Origin of the sequence: Nonomuraea rhodomycinica (assembly GCF_013363995.1) — a bacterium.
GTDB classification, from domain to species: Bacteria; Actinomycetota; Actinomycetes; order Streptosporangiales; family Streptosporangiaceae; genus Nonomuraea; species Nonomuraea rhodomycinica.
The window spans coordinates 152924-167393 of record NZ_JABWGO010000010.1 but is presented as its reverse complement, the minus strand read 5'-3'; the positions used below and the strand labels follow the sequence as shown (position 1 = coordinate 167393).

12 protein-coding genes are annotated in these 14470 nt (G+C 65.9%); 4 read left to right on the top strand and 8 right to left on the bottom strand.

The features are described 5' to 3' along the window. The first annotated feature begins 212 nt into the window (after window positions 1-212). Window positions 213-1613, top strand: a complete 1401-nt coding sequence (locus HT134_RS32785) for a replication initiator (RefSeq protein WP_175604348.1) — start codon at window positions 213-215, stop codon at window positions 1611-1613. Window positions 1614-1745: 132 nt separating this feature from the next. Here the strand turns inward: HT134_RS32785 and HT134_RS32780 are convergent, their stop codons facing one another. Both HT134_RS32780 and HT134_RS32775 read right to left on the bottom strand, forming a co-directional pair. Next, complete coding sequence (locus HT134_RS32780) at window positions 1746-2213, bottom strand: NUDIX hydrolase (RefSeq protein WP_175604347.1); 468 nt, start codon at window positions 2211-2213, stop codon at window positions 1746-1748. Window positions 2214-2223: 10 nt separating this feature from the next. After that, entirely contained in the window at window positions 2224-2979 is a 756-nt protein-coding gene (locus HT134_RS32775) for a helix-turn-helix domain-containing protein (RefSeq protein WP_175604346.1), read from the bottom strand. Window positions 2980-3142: 163 nt separating this feature from the next. On the opposite strand from HT134_RS32775, the gene HT134_RS32770 reads away from it, so the two are divergent. Both HT134_RS32770 and HT134_RS32765 read left to right on the top strand, forming a co-directional pair. Continuing rightward, window positions 3143-3508: a hypothetical protein gene (locus HT134_RS32770; protein ID WP_175604345.1), complete on the top strand. Its 366-nt coding sequence runs from the start codon at window positions 3143-3145 to the stop codon at window positions 3506-3508. A 665-nt stretch (window positions 3509-4173) separates the two neighbouring features. Continuing rightward, window positions 4174-5385: a hypothetical protein gene (locus HT134_RS32765; RefSeq protein ID WP_175604344.1), complete on the top strand. Its 1212-nt coding sequence runs from the start codon at window positions 4174-4176 to the stop codon at window positions 5383-5385. 39 nt (window positions 5386-5424) lie between these two features. On the opposite strand, the gene HT134_RS32760 is transcribed toward HT134_RS32765, so the two are convergent. Continuing rightward, entirely contained in the window at window positions 5425-6516 is a 1092-nt protein-coding gene (locus tag HT134_RS32760) for a DUF4238 domain-containing protein (protein WP_175604343.1), read from the bottom strand. A gap of 196 nt (window positions 6517-6712) precedes the next feature. Then, window positions 6713-7372, bottom strand: coding sequence for a peptide-methionine (S)-S-oxide reductase MsrA (msrA, locus tag HT134_RS32755; protein ID WP_175604342.1), 660 nt, complete (start codon window positions 7370-7372; stop codon window positions 6713-6715). 121 nt (window positions 7373-7493) lie between these two features. On the opposite strand from msrA, the gene rarD reads away from it, so the two are divergent. Further along, complete coding sequence (rarD, locus tag HT134_RS32750) at window positions 7494-8432, top strand: EamA family transporter RarD (RefSeq protein ID WP_175604341.1); 939 nt, start codon at window positions 7494-7496, stop codon at window positions 8430-8432. Here rarD and HT134_RS32745 read toward each other — a convergent pair. From HT134_RS32745 to nuoL, 4 genes are read right to left on the bottom strand one after another with little or no spacing between them, the layout of a single operon-like run. Next, window positions 8408-9397 carry a polyprenyl synthetase family protein gene (locus HT134_RS32745; RefSeq protein ID WP_175604340.1) on the bottom strand — a complete coding sequence of 330 codons (990 nt, stop codon included), beginning with the start codon at window positions 9395-9397 and terminating at the stop codon, window positions 8408-8410. The two genes, rarD and HT134_RS32745, sit on opposite strands and share 25 nt — an antisense overlap. Before the next feature lie 11 nt (window positions 9398-9408). Beyond that, window positions 9409-10983, bottom strand: coding sequence for an NADH-quinone oxidoreductase subunit NuoN (gene nuoN / locus HT134_RS32740; protein WP_175604540.1), 1575 nt, complete (start codon window positions 10981-10983; stop codon window positions 9409-9411). Window positions 10984-10991: 8 nt separating this feature from the next. Further along, a complete protein-coding gene (locus tag HT134_RS32735) occupies window positions 10992-12557 on the bottom strand; it encodes an NADH-quinone oxidoreductase subunit M (protein ID WP_175604339.1) in 1566 nt (521 codons plus the stop codon). Next, window positions 12557-14401: an NADH-quinone oxidoreductase subunit L gene (gene nuoL / locus HT134_RS32730; protein WP_175604539.1), complete on the bottom strand. Its 1845-nt coding sequence runs from the start codon at window positions 14399-14401 to the stop codon at window positions 12557-12559. Before nuoL ends, HT134_RS32735 begins: the two co-directional genes overlap by 1 nt. Window positions 14402-14470: the final 69 nt, after the last annotated feature.

The following is a 14470-nucleotide window of genomic DNA, read 5'->3' as shown; positions in this document are numbered from 1 at the left end:
TGTGCTCGTCAGGTACGGCGGTGGCTCCCGCCCACAAGCTGAGGAGGCCACCTGAACCAACCGAACGAGCTGTCTGCCCAGGAGTGGGGCAAGCAGCAAGCTGCACGATCCCCTCGCTGGTCAGAAGAGAAGTGGCAGCGCATCGCCACCGTGCTCGGCGTATGCGTCGCCCACCAAAGCCCGCCCGACGGCTCCTCCGGGAAGGACGCCGCATGAGCGAGGTTCCTCACCTGTCACCCGAGATGCTGGCCGTGATGCAGCGAGCGGCCATGCCCGACTTCGCCCGCTGGCAACAGATGGTCCACGCCACGGGCGGCTGCGCCCAACCGGTCCGGCTGCACGGCGAGAGGTACACGCTGGACAGCCGGACGGGTGAAATGCTCGACATGTACCGGACCGCCGACGAGCCGACCGGCTTCCTGCTCACAGCCTGCGGCAACCGGCGCGCGTCCAGGTGCCCGGCCTGCTCGGTGGTCTACAAAGACGACACGTACCACCTGATCATTACTGGCCTACGCGGCGGCAAGGGCGTGCCGGAGGAGGTCAGCCAGCATCCCCGAGCGTTCGTCACCTTCACCGCCCCATCGTTCGGTGCCGTCCACGCCCACCGCGAGCAGTCCGGCCGGGCGCTCCCATGCCGTCCTCGTCGGGACCGTCCCGTCTGCGAGCATGGCCGGCCGCAGGGGTGCGGTCGCCGTCACGAACGCGATGACGCTCAGATCGGTCAGCCCTTGTGCCTGGACTGCTACGACTACATCGGAGCCGTCCTCTGGAACGCGCACGCGGGCGCGCTCTGGCGGAAGTTCACCAAGACCATGCCGAGCGTCCTGGCCCGCCTCCTCGGCATCACCCGTAGGGAGCTACGCCAGACGGTCCGCCTCTCCTATGCCAAGGTCGCCGAGTACCAAGCGCGCGGCCTGGTCCACTTCCACGCCGTCGTCAGACTGGACGGACCGGACGGGCCAACCGACCGTCCACCAGACCACATCACGATCGATCTGCTCGACCATGCCGTACGCCGGACCGCTGAACAGGGGGCGGTCCGAATAGAGGACGGACCGCCGTCCCCCATCCGGTGGGGCGAGCAACTCGACGTCCGACCGGTCTACGTCTCAGCCGAGTTGGACGGCATGAGCGATCAGCGCGTGGCCCGGTACGTGGCCAAGTACGCCACCAAGGGCGCGGAGTCGGCAGGCACAGTGGATCGTCCGATCCGACACGCCTGGGAGATCGCCAGGCTGAAGGTCACAGAGCACGCCCGCCGGATGATTTACACCTGTTTCAGCCTCGCCGACCTGCCGCCGTACCGACACCTGCCACTGCGGCAGTGGGCCCACATGCTCGGGTACGGGGGCCACTTCTCCACCAAATCGCGCCACTACTCGATCAGGCTCGGGGACCTGCGGCAGGCTCGTGCCCGCTACCGAGCAGAGCAGGCAAGGCTGATGGCGAACGTCCCCGTCCTCGACGCGGCCAACACTCTGACCGTGGCCGAGTGGCGCTATGCGGGAAGCGGTCATCGACACGGAGAGGCCTTCTGGGCCGAGGTCGCCCGAGAACGCATCGCCACCGCACGCAGAATCCGCCGTGATCGGGAGGGCGACACCGGATAGCGCTACGGCCTCTAGGTCTAGAGAGGGCGCCTCTAGACCTAGAGGCCGTTCTAGAGGCACATCTGCTCACTGGCCTGCGCGTTAGAGGCTAGAGCGTCCTACGGGACATGGCCGCTACGAGGGTGGTCGGGATCAATCGACGTGGGGATGCTTCGCCTCTAGGTAGTCATTGAGCTGCCGCCACTGCGTGGGGTGAATGTCCAAGGCGTGCAGTTCTCCGGGTTCGACCCACCGCACGTCGCTCGCCTCGTCGTTCGCCTCAGGCCGACCTCCGACAGGACGGGCGATCAGCATGACCTCGTACTCCTGGCGGATCTCGCCATCCGTGTAGGCGACGATGTGACCGGGGTCGGAGTAGATCCCGAGAATGCCCACCGGCTCGACCCGGACGCCGGTCTCCTCCTCGGTCTCCCGCACGGCACACTGCGACGGTGTCTCACCGATCTCCATCTTTCCCATGGGCAACGCCCACTGGCCGGTGTCACGGCGGCGCTGCATGAGGATACGTCCCGCGTCGTCCACGGTGACCGTCCCGCAGGCCGGTACCAGGCTGTTCGCCTTCGGCGCGTCCGGGTCATTCCAGTACTCGACTCGTCCCATGAGGTGCCTCTCAGATCTCCGCGCCGGACCACGGAACAGCTCCGGACCAGACGCGCTCGAACGACGACATGTAGTGCTCGGCCATCGTCCCGCCGTCGAGACGCCGGAAGTGGAAGGTCGGGTTGGCCGAGGCCGGTTCGCCGTACGCATGCGGGTTGACCAGGATGTCATCGTCGTAGCGGAACAGCGAGGCGTACAACGTGGTCGCGTGCAACCGCACCTCACAGCCGTCCAGCTCGGGCAGCGTCCGATAGTAGGTCAGGGAAGAGCGGATCTTGGCGGCCAGCGTACCGCCGAGCCCTTCTTCGCGGTCGCGGGTCTCGACGGACTGAGCGCTAGGATCACCGAAGCACAGCCTGATCGCGACGCCGCGCCCCGCCCTCTCCGTCAGCAACCGTGCGATCTTGGGCTGCGTCTGGGCGAAGAACGTCCCTGAGAAGACCAGCACGTCCACCTTCTCCTGAGCGTCGCTGAGAAGCCGCAGCCACAACTCGCGGGGCACGCTGGCGCGGTCAGGGAAGACCTCCACCAGTTCCGACTGGTTCGCCCTCCCTCGACGTGCCTGGCTGCTCTCCAGCACGTCACGCCACAGGTACATCTCGTCAGCGGTCAGCAGCTTGGCCGCCGCCCACCGGTGCCGGCGGTGGGGGACCCGGCCCGTGTTGATCCACCGTTCTACTGTCTTGGGCTCGACACCGCACGTCTCGGCCAGGTCTTCCAGAGCTACGCCGTGACGAAGCATCGCTGTGCGTAGGCGTTCGTTCACACAACTCAGTGGACGCGAACGTCCCTGGACGTTTCAAGGCCCTGACGGGACGTTTCTCGGTGACTTAACACGTCCCGACAACGGGCTGCGGCGAAGTTCAAAGGTCCTGCTCACCTGGCTTCACTTGGACGCATCGAAACCGCTGCCCCTGGGAGGTAGGTGGATGAACACTGGCCTGGCGTCGCCCGGTCCCACTCGCGTGGTGTCATCGCTCGACGCGGCTGCTCACTTGCAGCGGGAACTCAACCACCTGGGCATCCCGAGCGACGTTCACGACGGATATGGGCTCGCGCTGGTGTCCGTGTGGGTCGGCCTCGTCGTGTGGTGCGACTGTGAGCGGTACTGGTGGCGTACGGGCTGGGATCCAGGCCGCAAACGCGCCATCTACGCCTGGCATCCCATCCTGGAGCCCGCAAGAGCCGCCGGCCGCGTCGCCCGCCGCTATGCAGACGTGCGCCAGTCTCACCGCTGGTCGAACGAGATCGCCGATGTGACCCACGAAGTCGCCCAAAGCTCGAAGACAGCATGAGCGGCCGGAGTTGGTGGCGCATGCCGGGATGCCGCGTTCGCATCTCCAGCATGGAGCACAGCCCGATGACAACACGAGCGCTAGGGCCGTCGATCACGGGTCATACCGGTCACGTACTCACCGTGATGCGCGGCGGCGTCCTCGCCCTCGTCAAGCTCGATGGACCCGAAAGCGACCTGCCGATGGGGATACGGCGCTGGATGCTCCATTGGGATGACCTCACAGAGCTGCCCCACTGATGCGGTGGGCCAGGGCTGAGGATCGAAGTCCTGGACCGTCGATCGCCCCCAACCCGACACCGACCTCAGCCCGGCTCTGGCGATCGTGAGGCCGATCCGGAGTAGGACGCGCCTCCGGCCTGCACCCCTGGCTGCGGGCGGCTTGGCCGCTCCCACCGGGACCGGCCCCCAGGCCGCACGCCCGGCGGGGAGGGCGGCCGTCCTGCCGCCCGCGCGGCGGCGCGCAGCGCCGACGCCTTGACCTTGTAGAGAAACTTGTCGCCGTGGTCATCCTGGACCATCAGGCGGAATAGCCCTTACAGCTGCAGGACGCCTGCCGTCGAACCATGCGGAATCGCTCTACGAAATTGGCGCGCTACGCCCCTCCTGACATAGAGATGTCTTTGGGTAGCCAACCCAGATCCTCCACCACATATGGTACCTACCATGACGGACCAGGACGCCCCCTCAATCGCGCTGATCACCATCGATCGCGACTCTGCTTCACTGATTCTCAGCCGGTCCGACGGAAAAGAAGCCCGCTTTCCTATCACACGGCTTCCGTTTGAGGAAAGTAGCGAGCTGGCGCGCTTGCACTTCACGCCTTCATTTACACGACTGCTAGCCGTCACCAAATCAGGCGATGAAATAGTGTTTGAGCTGGCCACCAACGATGCTACAGCCGACGTCACGGACAAGAGGCTCATTGTCTACCTAGATCAGAATCAATGGAGCGCCGTTGCGAATATTAGGTACGACGACTCCTCAGGATCTCCCGAAGATCGAGATGCTGTAAAGCAACTGATAGAGTGGGCGCTAGACGATAAGGTAATTCTGCCCGCGTCGGCAGGCCACTACTTCGAAACTAGTAAGCGTTTCGACAAGGCGAAGAGATATCGCCTCGGCCTCTCCATTCTACAGCTCAGTCGCGGATGGCAGATGCGGGACCCTTTGCAAGTACGTCGCGACGAGCTCTATAACACTTTCTGCAATCTTCTTGAGAGCCCAGACAAGCACCGGAATGATACGGTGTTCACGCTCGATCCAAAAGCTCTACATTCAGAGTCGCGTGGAATGACTAATTACTCCGCACCAACAGACTTCCCTGAAGGGGTGGCCTTCAACCTAGAGGCGCTAGTGCAGGCATCAGCTTCAATCGACACTATGCTCGATGCAGAGCGATGTGAGCCTGGCCCTGATACGGGATGGACGCAAGCTAACCAAGCGTTCAGCGACTGGCTCGACGGTCAAAACCTTGACGCGAATCAGAAGCGTAAAGCGATAGATGCGTTCTTCCTCAATGACCTTGTCGGCGAGATCGCAGAGGAGTCGTTCGCCGCAGGGATATCCACATCTCAGCTCAGTGACTGGATCTCAAGCAATTCAATCAAGGAAATAGCCCGAATGCCTGCACTTGGGATATTTCGAGAGATGCTGCACAACAGGCATCTCAATAAGGGGACCACGTGGAAGCCGAATGACGTAACAGACATGGTCTACCTTTCATGTGCGGCCGGGTATGCGGACTTTGTTGTCTGCGAGCGACACATGCGGGAGCATCTAGCACACGGCATTCGACGTCTAGGTATTAAGTCGCAGGCATTTCGCCGACTCAGCGATGCGACTTCGGCGATCGAGATCGCCCTATCGTCCAGGTGAGCTGCCAAGTTACAACGCAGGCATGGCCGGTACCAGGCTCTACCAATCTTTTCGGAACCGCTGCGGACGCAGTGGGTTCGGAGCTTCATTCAACTCACCGCCCAATGAGGAGCCTCCGTCGCATATCCGGACCAGCGGGCCTACTGGAGGAATCTCCATAGAGGAAAAGGAGGGGTGATCAGGATGGGCGGCCGCCCAATCAAAGGCCTGAGAGAGAAGCGCGCGGTTCACCCCTTCCGCGAACTCTTCGGCCTCATCATCCCGTAAATGCAACAAGCCACGATGCGCGGCTCCAACTGGTCCGAGCAGGATTAGCTTCCGCGGTGCCACAGGAAGGGCGATTTCAGAAGCGCGCGCAACACCGCTGGAACGCGTTGGATAGAAGTGAATGATCTGCTTACGCCCTCGCTTCTTTCGCAACCGTTTAGCAATCTCCTCTTGGGAAAGAAAACAATCCTCAACATGATTTACGTGACCTTCTTCGACATGAACCAGCACCGGCTCATCACAGGTAATAAAGAGAGGCTTGTCGAGTACTACGAGCGAGTATGGGCGGCCACATAGATGCTTAAAGATTTCCTCTGCCGCCGCCCCTATAGTACTCAGATGCTCATTAGGATGCGGCACTACGGTCACGTCTCGTAGCTCTTGGACATCCACCTGACCTGAAACCTGCAGCTTGACCAGGTAGTTCGTCATCAACTCATATTCACGTCGATGACGTTGCCCACGGACTATCTGGAATGCTAGAAACTGGGCAAGCGACAGCGAATCGGCAAGACTAATCGGCTGCAGATAGCCCAACGGGGAAAGGAGATATTTGATCAACACTGCAGCCTGGCTCTCCATCATCGCAAGAGCCTGTTCCAATCGGCCGTCAGCTTCTCCGCTGTTATTCACGAAGGTATAAAAATTCTTGATCGCCATGTCTCGCGGGTTCCGTCTGACGTAGCCGGCGCCTTGGCGATCACGCACATGCATGGTGCCTGATGAATCAGCAAACCTCGCGAGATAGAATCTTGGGACAGTGTGATGCCTACGACCTACGCCCTCGGCAGCACTGGCCGACGTGACCCACCCAATGGCGTCCTGCTCTATCTGACGTATCCGATCGAAGTCGATCAAGCTCATTTCCAGCACCCGGAGTCGTTCATCGAAGACAGCCATTCTGGCTGATAAAGGTTGGACAGGCCGGCGAGATGAGCAATCTCTATAATCCGGAACGCCAGGGCCTGGCGTACCGGCTGGAGACCGATCCGTCCTCCTCCAGTCGATAGCCAGACCAAGGTCTTGGCCTCCTGCACGAGTCAGCCGTCAGGCCGCTGAGCTACGCCTCCCCAGAGGTGAGACCAACGGGACAAGCGACCCCAGTCCCGCCGATTCCGCAGTACCCGTTTTTGTTGCGGTGGAGGTACTGCTGGTGGTAGTCCTCCGCGAAGAAGAACGGGCCCGCCTCGGCCAGCTCCGTGGTGATCGAGCCGTACCCCGCCTCCGACAGCACCTTCTGGTACGCCTCGCGCGACGCCTCGGCCGCCTCGCGCTGGTCCGGCGAGTGGTAGTAGATCGCCGAGCGGTACTGCGTGCCGACGTCGTTGCCCTGGCGCATGCCCTGCGTCGGGTCGTGGGCCTCCCAGAAGACCTTCAGCAGGTCCTCGTACGACACCTTCGCCGGGTCGTAGACCACCCGTACGACCTCCGTGTGGCCGGTGCGGCCGCTGCAGACCTCCTCGTACGTCGGGTTGGGCGTGTAGCCGCCCTGGTAGCCGACGGCCGTGGTGATGACGCCGGGCGTCTGCCAGAACTTGCGCTCGGCGCCCCAGAAACAGCCGAGGCCGAAGTCGGCGATCCGGGCGCCCGGCGGGTACGGCGGGGCGAGCGGCGCGTCGAGGACCGCGTGCCGGGGGGCGACCGGCATCTCCTCGGGCCGCCCGGCCAGGGCGTCCTCCGGTCGGACCATGGTCGTCTTGTTGCCGAACAGCCAGCCCATCGTGCCACCTCCGCAGACTCTGCCTACGATACAGAAGCCCTAACGCTTAAGAGTCACTACATAGTCCCGTATAGCGATACACATTTGTGTTTAAGCATGGTAAGCCCCGAAAATGGGGGACATGCCTGACGTTCGCCGTGGTGTGTTGTTCGGGGTGGCCGCGTACACCATGTGGGGGCTCTTCCCCCTGTACTGGCCGCTCCTCAAGCCCTCCGGAGCCGTCGAGATCCTCGCCCACCGCATGGTGTGGTCGCTGGCCGTCGTCGTGACGGTGCTGGCGGTGCGCCGCCACTGGGCGTGGATCCGGACGATGGCCCGCCAGCCGCGCAAGCTCGCCCTGCTCGCGCTCGCCGCGGCGATCGTCACGGTCAACTGGGGCGTCTACATCTACGCGGTCAACACCCATCACGTCGTCGAGAGCGCCCTCGGTTACTTCATCAACCCGCTGGTCAGCGTGCTGTTCGGGGTGGTGCTGCTGCGTGAGCGGCTGCGGCCCCTGCAGTGGGCCGCGGTGGGGTTCGGGGCTCTGGCGGTGCTCGTGCTGGCCATCGACTACGGCCGGCTGCCGTGGATCGCGCTCACGCTGGCCGTGTCGTTCGGCCTGTACGGGCTGGTCAAGAAGCAGGCGAACGTGGGCGCGGCCGAGAGCCTGACCGTCGAGACGCTGGTGCTGCTGCTGCCCGCCCTGGGCTACCTGGTGTACCTGCAGACGGCCGGGCAGGCGACGTTCGGCCGCGAGGGCCTGGGCCACGCGGCGCTGCTGGTGGGCGCGGGCGTCATCACCGCCGTGCCGCTGCTGTTCTTCACGGCCGCCGCCATCCGGGTGCCGCTGAGCACGATCGGGCTGCTGCAGTACATCGCGCCGGTCCTGCAGTTCCTGTGCGGGGTGCTGGTCGCGAAGGAGACGATGCCGGCCAGCCGCTGGATCGGGTTCTCGATCGTCTGGCTGGCCCTCGCGGTCTTCACCTACGACAGCATCCGTGCGGCCCACGCCACCCGCGCCGCCAGGAACCGCACCGCGCGGGCCGCCGACCCTCAGCCCGAGCGTTCCATCACGTAGTCGCACAGCGCCATGAAGGCGTCCTTGGCCGGGATGTCCGGCAGGGCGGAGATGTCGTCGCGGGCCCGGTCGATCCAGGCGGCGAGCTCGTCGCGGGCCCTGGCCATCGCGGGGTGCGCCCGCAGCAGCGTCAGGGCCTCCTCCAGGTCCTCCTCGGCCACCGGCCCCGACAGCAGCTCCACGAGCCGCGAGGGGGTGCCGGAGGCGAGCGCGTACAGGACGGGCAGCGTGCGGATGCCCTCGCGCAGGTCGGTGCCGGGCGTCTTGCCGGACTCGGTGGAGGTGGACGCCACGTCGAGCAGGTCGTCGCCGAGCTGCCAGGCCACGCCGATCGCCCCGCAGGCCCGGCTGAGGCGCTCCTCGACCTCCGCCGGGGCGCCCGCCAGCAGCGCGCCGAAGCGGCCGGAGGCGGCGATCAGGGAGCCGGTCTTGTCGGCGAGGACGCTGATGTAGTGGGCGACGGGGTCGTCGCCCTCGCGCGGCCCGATCGTCTCGCGGATCTGTCCCTGCACGAGCCGGGAGAACGTCTGCGCCTGGATGCGGATGAGCTCCGGCCCGAGGTCGGCCAGGAGGTCGGACGCCTGGGCGAACAGGTAGTCGCCGGTGAGGATGGCCACGGTGTTGTCCCACCGGGCATTGGCGGACGGGGAGCCCCGGCGGACCGGGGCCTCGTCCATGACGTCGTCGTGGTAGAGCGACCCGAGGTGGGTCAGCTCGATGACCACGGCGCCGGGCACGACACCCGGCGCCGACGGGTCGCCGAACTGGGCCGCCAGCAGCACCATCAGCGTGCGGAAGCGCTTGCCGCCCGCCTCGATGAGGTGCTTGGACGCCTCCGTGACGAAGGCGTCCTCGCTCTCGACCGACGAGCGCAGGAGCTTCTCCACGGCGGCCAGGCCGGTGGCCACGTCCTGCGCCAGCCGCTCGTCCTCAATGGGAAGGTCAACAACGGGAGGCGCGGACATGGCATATCCCCTTATCTGATGAACAAGTTGGCCGCGGCCTGATGGGCCACGTCGAGCATGGGCTGCGGGAAGAGCCCGACTCCTACCGTAACGAGCGCCGCCACGGCGATGACGGCCACGGTGCCCATACTCGGCTCGGCGATGGACGGGCCGTCGGCCGCCGGCTCGCTGAAGAACATGAGCACGATGACGCGCACATAGAAGAACGCGGCCACCGCCGAGGCGACGACGCCCAGCACGACCAGCCCGGTCATCCAGCCGCCCAGCGAGTCACCCGACTCCGAGCCGCTGGCCAGGGCCGCCGCGAACACCGCGTACTTCCCGAAGAAGCCGCTCGTCAGCGGGATGCCGGCGAAGGCGAGCAGGAAGAACGCGAAGACGCCCGCGAGCACCGGCGACCGCTTGCCCAGGCCCGCCCAGCGCGACAGGTGACCCGCCTCGCCTCCGGGGTCGCGGACCATCGTGACGATCGCGAACGCGCCCACCGTGGTGAAGCTGTAGACCAGCAGGTAGAACAGGATGGCCGACAGCGAGCCGGCGTTCTGCTGGCTCTTGTCGAACGTGGCCATGACGCCGATCAGCAGGAAGCCGGCGTGCGCGATCGACGAGTAGGCCAGCATCCGCTTGATGTCGGTCTGCGTGATCGCCAGCACCGCGCCCACGATCATGGTGAGGGCCGCGACGGCCCACATGACCGGCCGCCAGTTCCAGTCGAGGTTGCCCAGGCCGACCCAGAACACGCGCAGCACCGCGCCCATGGCCGCGACGAGCGTGCCCGAGGCCATGAGAGCGGTGATCGGGGTCGGGGCGCCCTGGTAGACGTCCGGCTTCCACGCCTGGAACGGCGCCGCGCCGATCTTGAACAGCAGGCCCACGCCGAGCATGGCGAAGCCGATCAGCAGCAGCGGGTCGAGCAGCGCGCCGCCGGCCAGCGCCTTGTTGATGCCCGGCAGCGACACCGTGCCGGCGTAGCCGTAGAGCATGGCCGTGCCGTACAGGAAGAACGCCGACGAGAACGCGCCCAGCAGGAAGTACTTCATCGACGCCTCCTGCGACAGCAGGCGACGCCGGCGGGCCAGGCCGCACATGAGGTACAGCGGCAGCGACATGACCTCCAGGCCGACGAACATCGTCAGCAGGTCGTGGGCCGCGGGGAACAGCATCATGCCGCCCACCGCGAACAGCAGCAGCGGGTAGATCTCGGTGTGGCCGCTGCCGGCCGCCTCGGCCTCCTCCTCGTCGGCGCTGCCGGGCACCGCCGCCGCCGAGGCCACGAAGTGGCCCTCGTCGTTGACGAGCAGCACGCACACGAACGACAGGACGAGGATGACACCCCAGATGAACAGCGCGGGCCCGTCGACCGCGACCGCGCCCATGGCCACCGCCTCGGTCGGCGCGCCCCGCATGATCACCTGGACGAGCACCAGGGCGAACGCGCCGCCCAGGGAGACCAGCGTGAGCGGGACCTGCATCACCTTGCGCAGGTAGCGGGGGGCGAACGCCTCCACGAGCACGCCGAGGACGGCCGCGCCGAACACCAGCAGCATCGGCGCCAGCGTGCCGTACTCGATCGTCGGCGCCTGCATGATGTCATTCACTGACCGGCCCCCTTCTCAGCGATAGCCGGGTTGTCCACCTTGACGTTGACCAGCGTCTGGCTCACCGCCGGGTTGATCACGTCCAGCAGCGGCTTGGGGAAGAACCCGAAGCCGATGATCAGGGCGACCAGCGGCGCGAGGACGACGATCTCCCGCACGTTGAGGTCCTTGAACGCCTTGACCGGCTCGGCGGTCGGCCCGTTGAGGACCCGCTGCACCATCCACAGGATGTAGACGGCCGCGAGGATCACCGCCAGCGCCGACACGACGGCCGCCACGGTCAGCGCGCCGGAGCCGTGCGCCTTGCTGGCGTACGTGCCGGTCATGACCATGAACTCGCTGACGAAGGACGACAGTCCCGGCAGCGACAGGCCGGCCAGGCCGGCGATCAGGAAGAACCCGGCCAGCAGCGGGGTCACCTTCTGGGCGCCGCCGTAGTCGGCGATGTGCGGCGAGCCGCGCCGGGCGATGAGGAACCCGGCGGCCAGGAACAGCGCGCCGGTGGCGAAGCCGTGGTTGACCATGTACAGGGTGGCGCCCGACTGGGCGACCTGCGACATGGCGAACACGCCCATCACGATGAAACCGAAGTGCGAGATCGACGTGTAGGCGATGAGCCGCTTCATGTCGCTCTGCCCGATCGCCACGATGGCGCCGTAGATGATGCTGATGACCGCGAGCACCACGATCGGCATCGTGAACGCCTTGGCGGCGTCGGGGAACAGCTCCAGGCAGAAGCGGAGCATCCCGAACGTGCCCACCTTGTCCAGCACGCCCACGAGCAGCACGGCCGCGCCGGCCGGGGCCTGGGCGGCGGCGTCGGGCAGCCAGGTGTGGACCGGCCACAGCGGCGCCTTGATCGCGAAGGCGATGAAGAAGCCGGCGAACAGCCACTTCTGCGTCGCCGGGTCCTGGATGGCGCCGACGAGCTCGGGGAACATGAACGTGCTCTTGCCCGCGACCACGTACAGGCCGATGACCGCGACCAGCATGAGCAGGCCGCCGAACAGCGAGTACAGCAGGAACTTGACGGCCGCGTACGACCGCTGGGCACCGCCGTACGACCCGATCATGAAGTACATCGGGATGAGCATGGCCTCGAAGAACACGTAGAACAGGAAGATGTCGGTCGCCGCGAAGACGCCGATCATCATCGCCTCGAGGACGAGCAGCAGCGAGAAGTACGTCTTGACCGACCGCTTCGGCGTGATCAGCGTGCCGTCGGCGGTGCGGACGCCGTCGGCGTCGTGCCAGGAGGCGAGCACCACGATCGGCACGAGCACCGCGGACAGCACGATCAGCACCAGCGCGATGCCGTCGACGCCGACCCCGAAGTGGACGCCGAAGCTCGGGATCCAGTCGTAGACCGCGGCGAACTTGAACCGGTCGCCCTTGGCCGACGGGAACTGGAACGCCATGACCAGCGTCAGCGCCAGCACGACCAGCGAGACCGCCAGCGTGACCTGCTTGGCGACCTGGTCGGCGCCCTTGGGCAGCAGGGCCACCACCACGGCCCCCAGCACGGGCACCGCCAGGAGTATGGGGAGCCAGAGTGACGACATCAGATGTTCCCAACGAGGAGCAGGGCGCCGGTCAGCAGGGCGGCACCGATCAGGATGGACAACGCGTACGTTCTGGCGAAGCCCGTCTGGATCCGCCGCAGGCGGCCCGAGGTCCCGCCGATGCCCGCGGCCAGCCCGTTGACGACTCCGTCGATGCCGCGGTTGTCGAAGAACACCGCGATCCGGGTGAGCCACTGACCGGGCCGCATGAACAGCGACTCGTTGAGCGCGTCACCGTACAGGTCGCGCCGGGCGAACGTGGTGAGGAACGAGCCGCGCGGCTGGACGGCGGGCACCTCGGCCCGGCCGTACTTCATCCAGGCGTACGCGGCGCCGACCGCCACCAGCGCCAGCGTGGCGAGGCCGGGCGTGCTGGCGAAGTGGAACGTCGGAAGCTCCTCGGGGCGCCCGACCGCGGGCGCGAGCCACAGCATGAGCCGGTTGCTGAGGATGAGGTAGCCGCCGAGGAAGATCGAGCCGATCGACAGCACGATCAGCGGCACGGTCATGACGGTCGGCGACTCGTGCGGGTGGGCGTCCTCCGCCCACCGCTTCTCGCCGAAGAACGTCATGAAGATCATCCGGGACATGTAGAAGCCCGTGATGCCCGCGCCGACCACGGCCAGCCAGCCGAGCACCTGGTTGTGCTCCACGGCCGTCTCGATGATGCCGTCCTTGGTGAAGTAACCGGACAGCAGCGGGAACCCGATGATCGCCAGGTACCCGATGATGAACGTCACGAAGGTGATCGGCATGTACTTGCGCAGCGCGCCGTACTTCCGCATGTCCACCTCGTCGTTCATGCCGTGCATGACCGAGCCGGCCCCGAGGAACATGTCGGCCTTGAAGAAGCCGTGCGTGATCAGGTGGCCGATGGCGAAGGCGTAGCCCGCCGGGCCGAGGCCCGCGCCGAGCATCATGTAGCCGATCTGCGACATCGTCGAGCCGGCCAGGCCCTTCTTGATGTCGTCCTTCGCGCAACCGATGATCGCACCGGCGAGCAGCGTGGCAGCGCCGACGATCGCGACGGCCAGCGCCTGCGGCGAGCCCTCCGGGAAGAAGAACGCGCCCGAGCGGACCACCAGGTAGACGCCGGCGGTGACCATGGTCGCGGCGTGGATGAGGGCCGAGACCGGGGTCGGGCCCTCCATGGCGTCGAGGAGCCAGGACTGCAGCGGGAGCTGCGCCGACTTGCCGCACGCGCCGAGGAGCAGCAGCAGGCCGATCGCGGTGACCATGGGCTGTGACAGGCCGCCCGCCTTCTCCGAGAGCTCGGCGAAGGCGAAGGTGCCGGTCGCGCTCCACATGATGAACATGCCGACGAGCAGCCCGAAGTCACCGACGCGGTTGACGACGAACGCCTTCTTCGCGGCGACCGCGGCCGACGGCTTGAACTGCCAGAAGCCGATGAGCAGGTACGAGGCCAGGCCCACGCCCTCCCAGCCGATGAACAGGCCGACGTAGTTGTCGGCCAGCACCAGCAGGAGCATCGCGGCGACGAACAGGTTCAGGTACGAGAAGAACCGGCGCCGGTCGGGGTCGTGCGACATGTAGCCGATCGAGTAGATGTGGATCAGCGATCCGACACCCGTGATCAGCAGCGCGAAGCTGATCGACAGCGGGTCGATCAGCAGCCCCATGTCCGCCATGCCGGGGATGAACTCGTACAGGTGCACGGCCTGACGCCGCTGCTCCGCGGACAGTCCGAGGAGCTCGAAGAACGCCAGCACCGCCACGACGAACGAGGCGAGGGACATGGCCACGCCCAGCAGATGGCCCCACCGGTCGGTCTTGCGTCCCAGGACCAGCAGGATCGCCGCGCCCAGGAGCGGGAAGGCGATCATGAGCCATGAGACGCCGATCGCGCCGCCGGCGGTGTGCTGGACGATCTCAACAGGAGATTCCACCAGTCA

Bases quoted from the DNA above. Each gene is read 5' to 3' on its own strand.
- HT134_RS32785 (WP_175604348.1), top strand. From the start codon at position 213: ATGAGCGAGGTTCCTCACCTGTCACCCGAGATGCTGGCCGTGATGCAG.
- HT134_RS32780 (WP_175604347.1), bottom strand. From the start codon at position 2,213: ATGGGACGAGTCGAGTACTGGAATGACCCGGACGCGCCGAAGGCGAAC.
- HT134_RS32770 (WP_175604345.1), top strand. From the start codon at position 3,143: ATGAACACTGGCCTGGCGTCGCCCGGTCCCACTCGCGTGGTGTCATCG.
- HT134_RS32765 (WP_175604344.1), top strand. From the start codon at position 4,174: ATGACGGACCAGGACGCCCCCTCAATCGCGCTGATCACCATCGATCGC.
- HT134_RS32760 (WP_175604343.1), bottom strand. From the start codon at position 6,516: ATGAGCTTGATCGACTTCGATCGGATACGTCAGATAGAGCAGGACGCC.
- msrA (WP_175604342.1), bottom strand. From the start codon at position 7,372: ATGGGCTGGCTGTTCGGCAACAAGACGACCATGGTCCGACCGGAGGAC.
- rarD (WP_175604341.1), top strand. From the start codon at position 7,494: ATGCCTGACGTTCGCCGTGGTGTGTTGTTCGGGGTGGCCGCGTACACC.
- HT134_RS32745 (WP_175604340.1), bottom strand. From the start codon at position 9,397: ATGTCCGCGCCTCCCGTTGTTGACCTTCCCATTGAGGACGAGCGGCTG.
- nuoN (WP_175604540.1), bottom strand. From the start codon at position 10,983: ATGCAGGCGCCGACGATCGAGTACGGCACGCTGGCGCCGATGCTGCTG.
- HT134_RS32735 (WP_175604339.1), bottom strand. From the start codon at position 12,557: ATGTCGTCACTCTGGCTCCCCATACTCCTGGCGGTGCCCGTGCTGGGG.
- nuoL (WP_175604539.1), bottom strand. From the start codon at position 14,401: ATGATCGCCTTCCCGCTCCTGGGCGCGGCGATCCTGCTGGTCCTGGGA.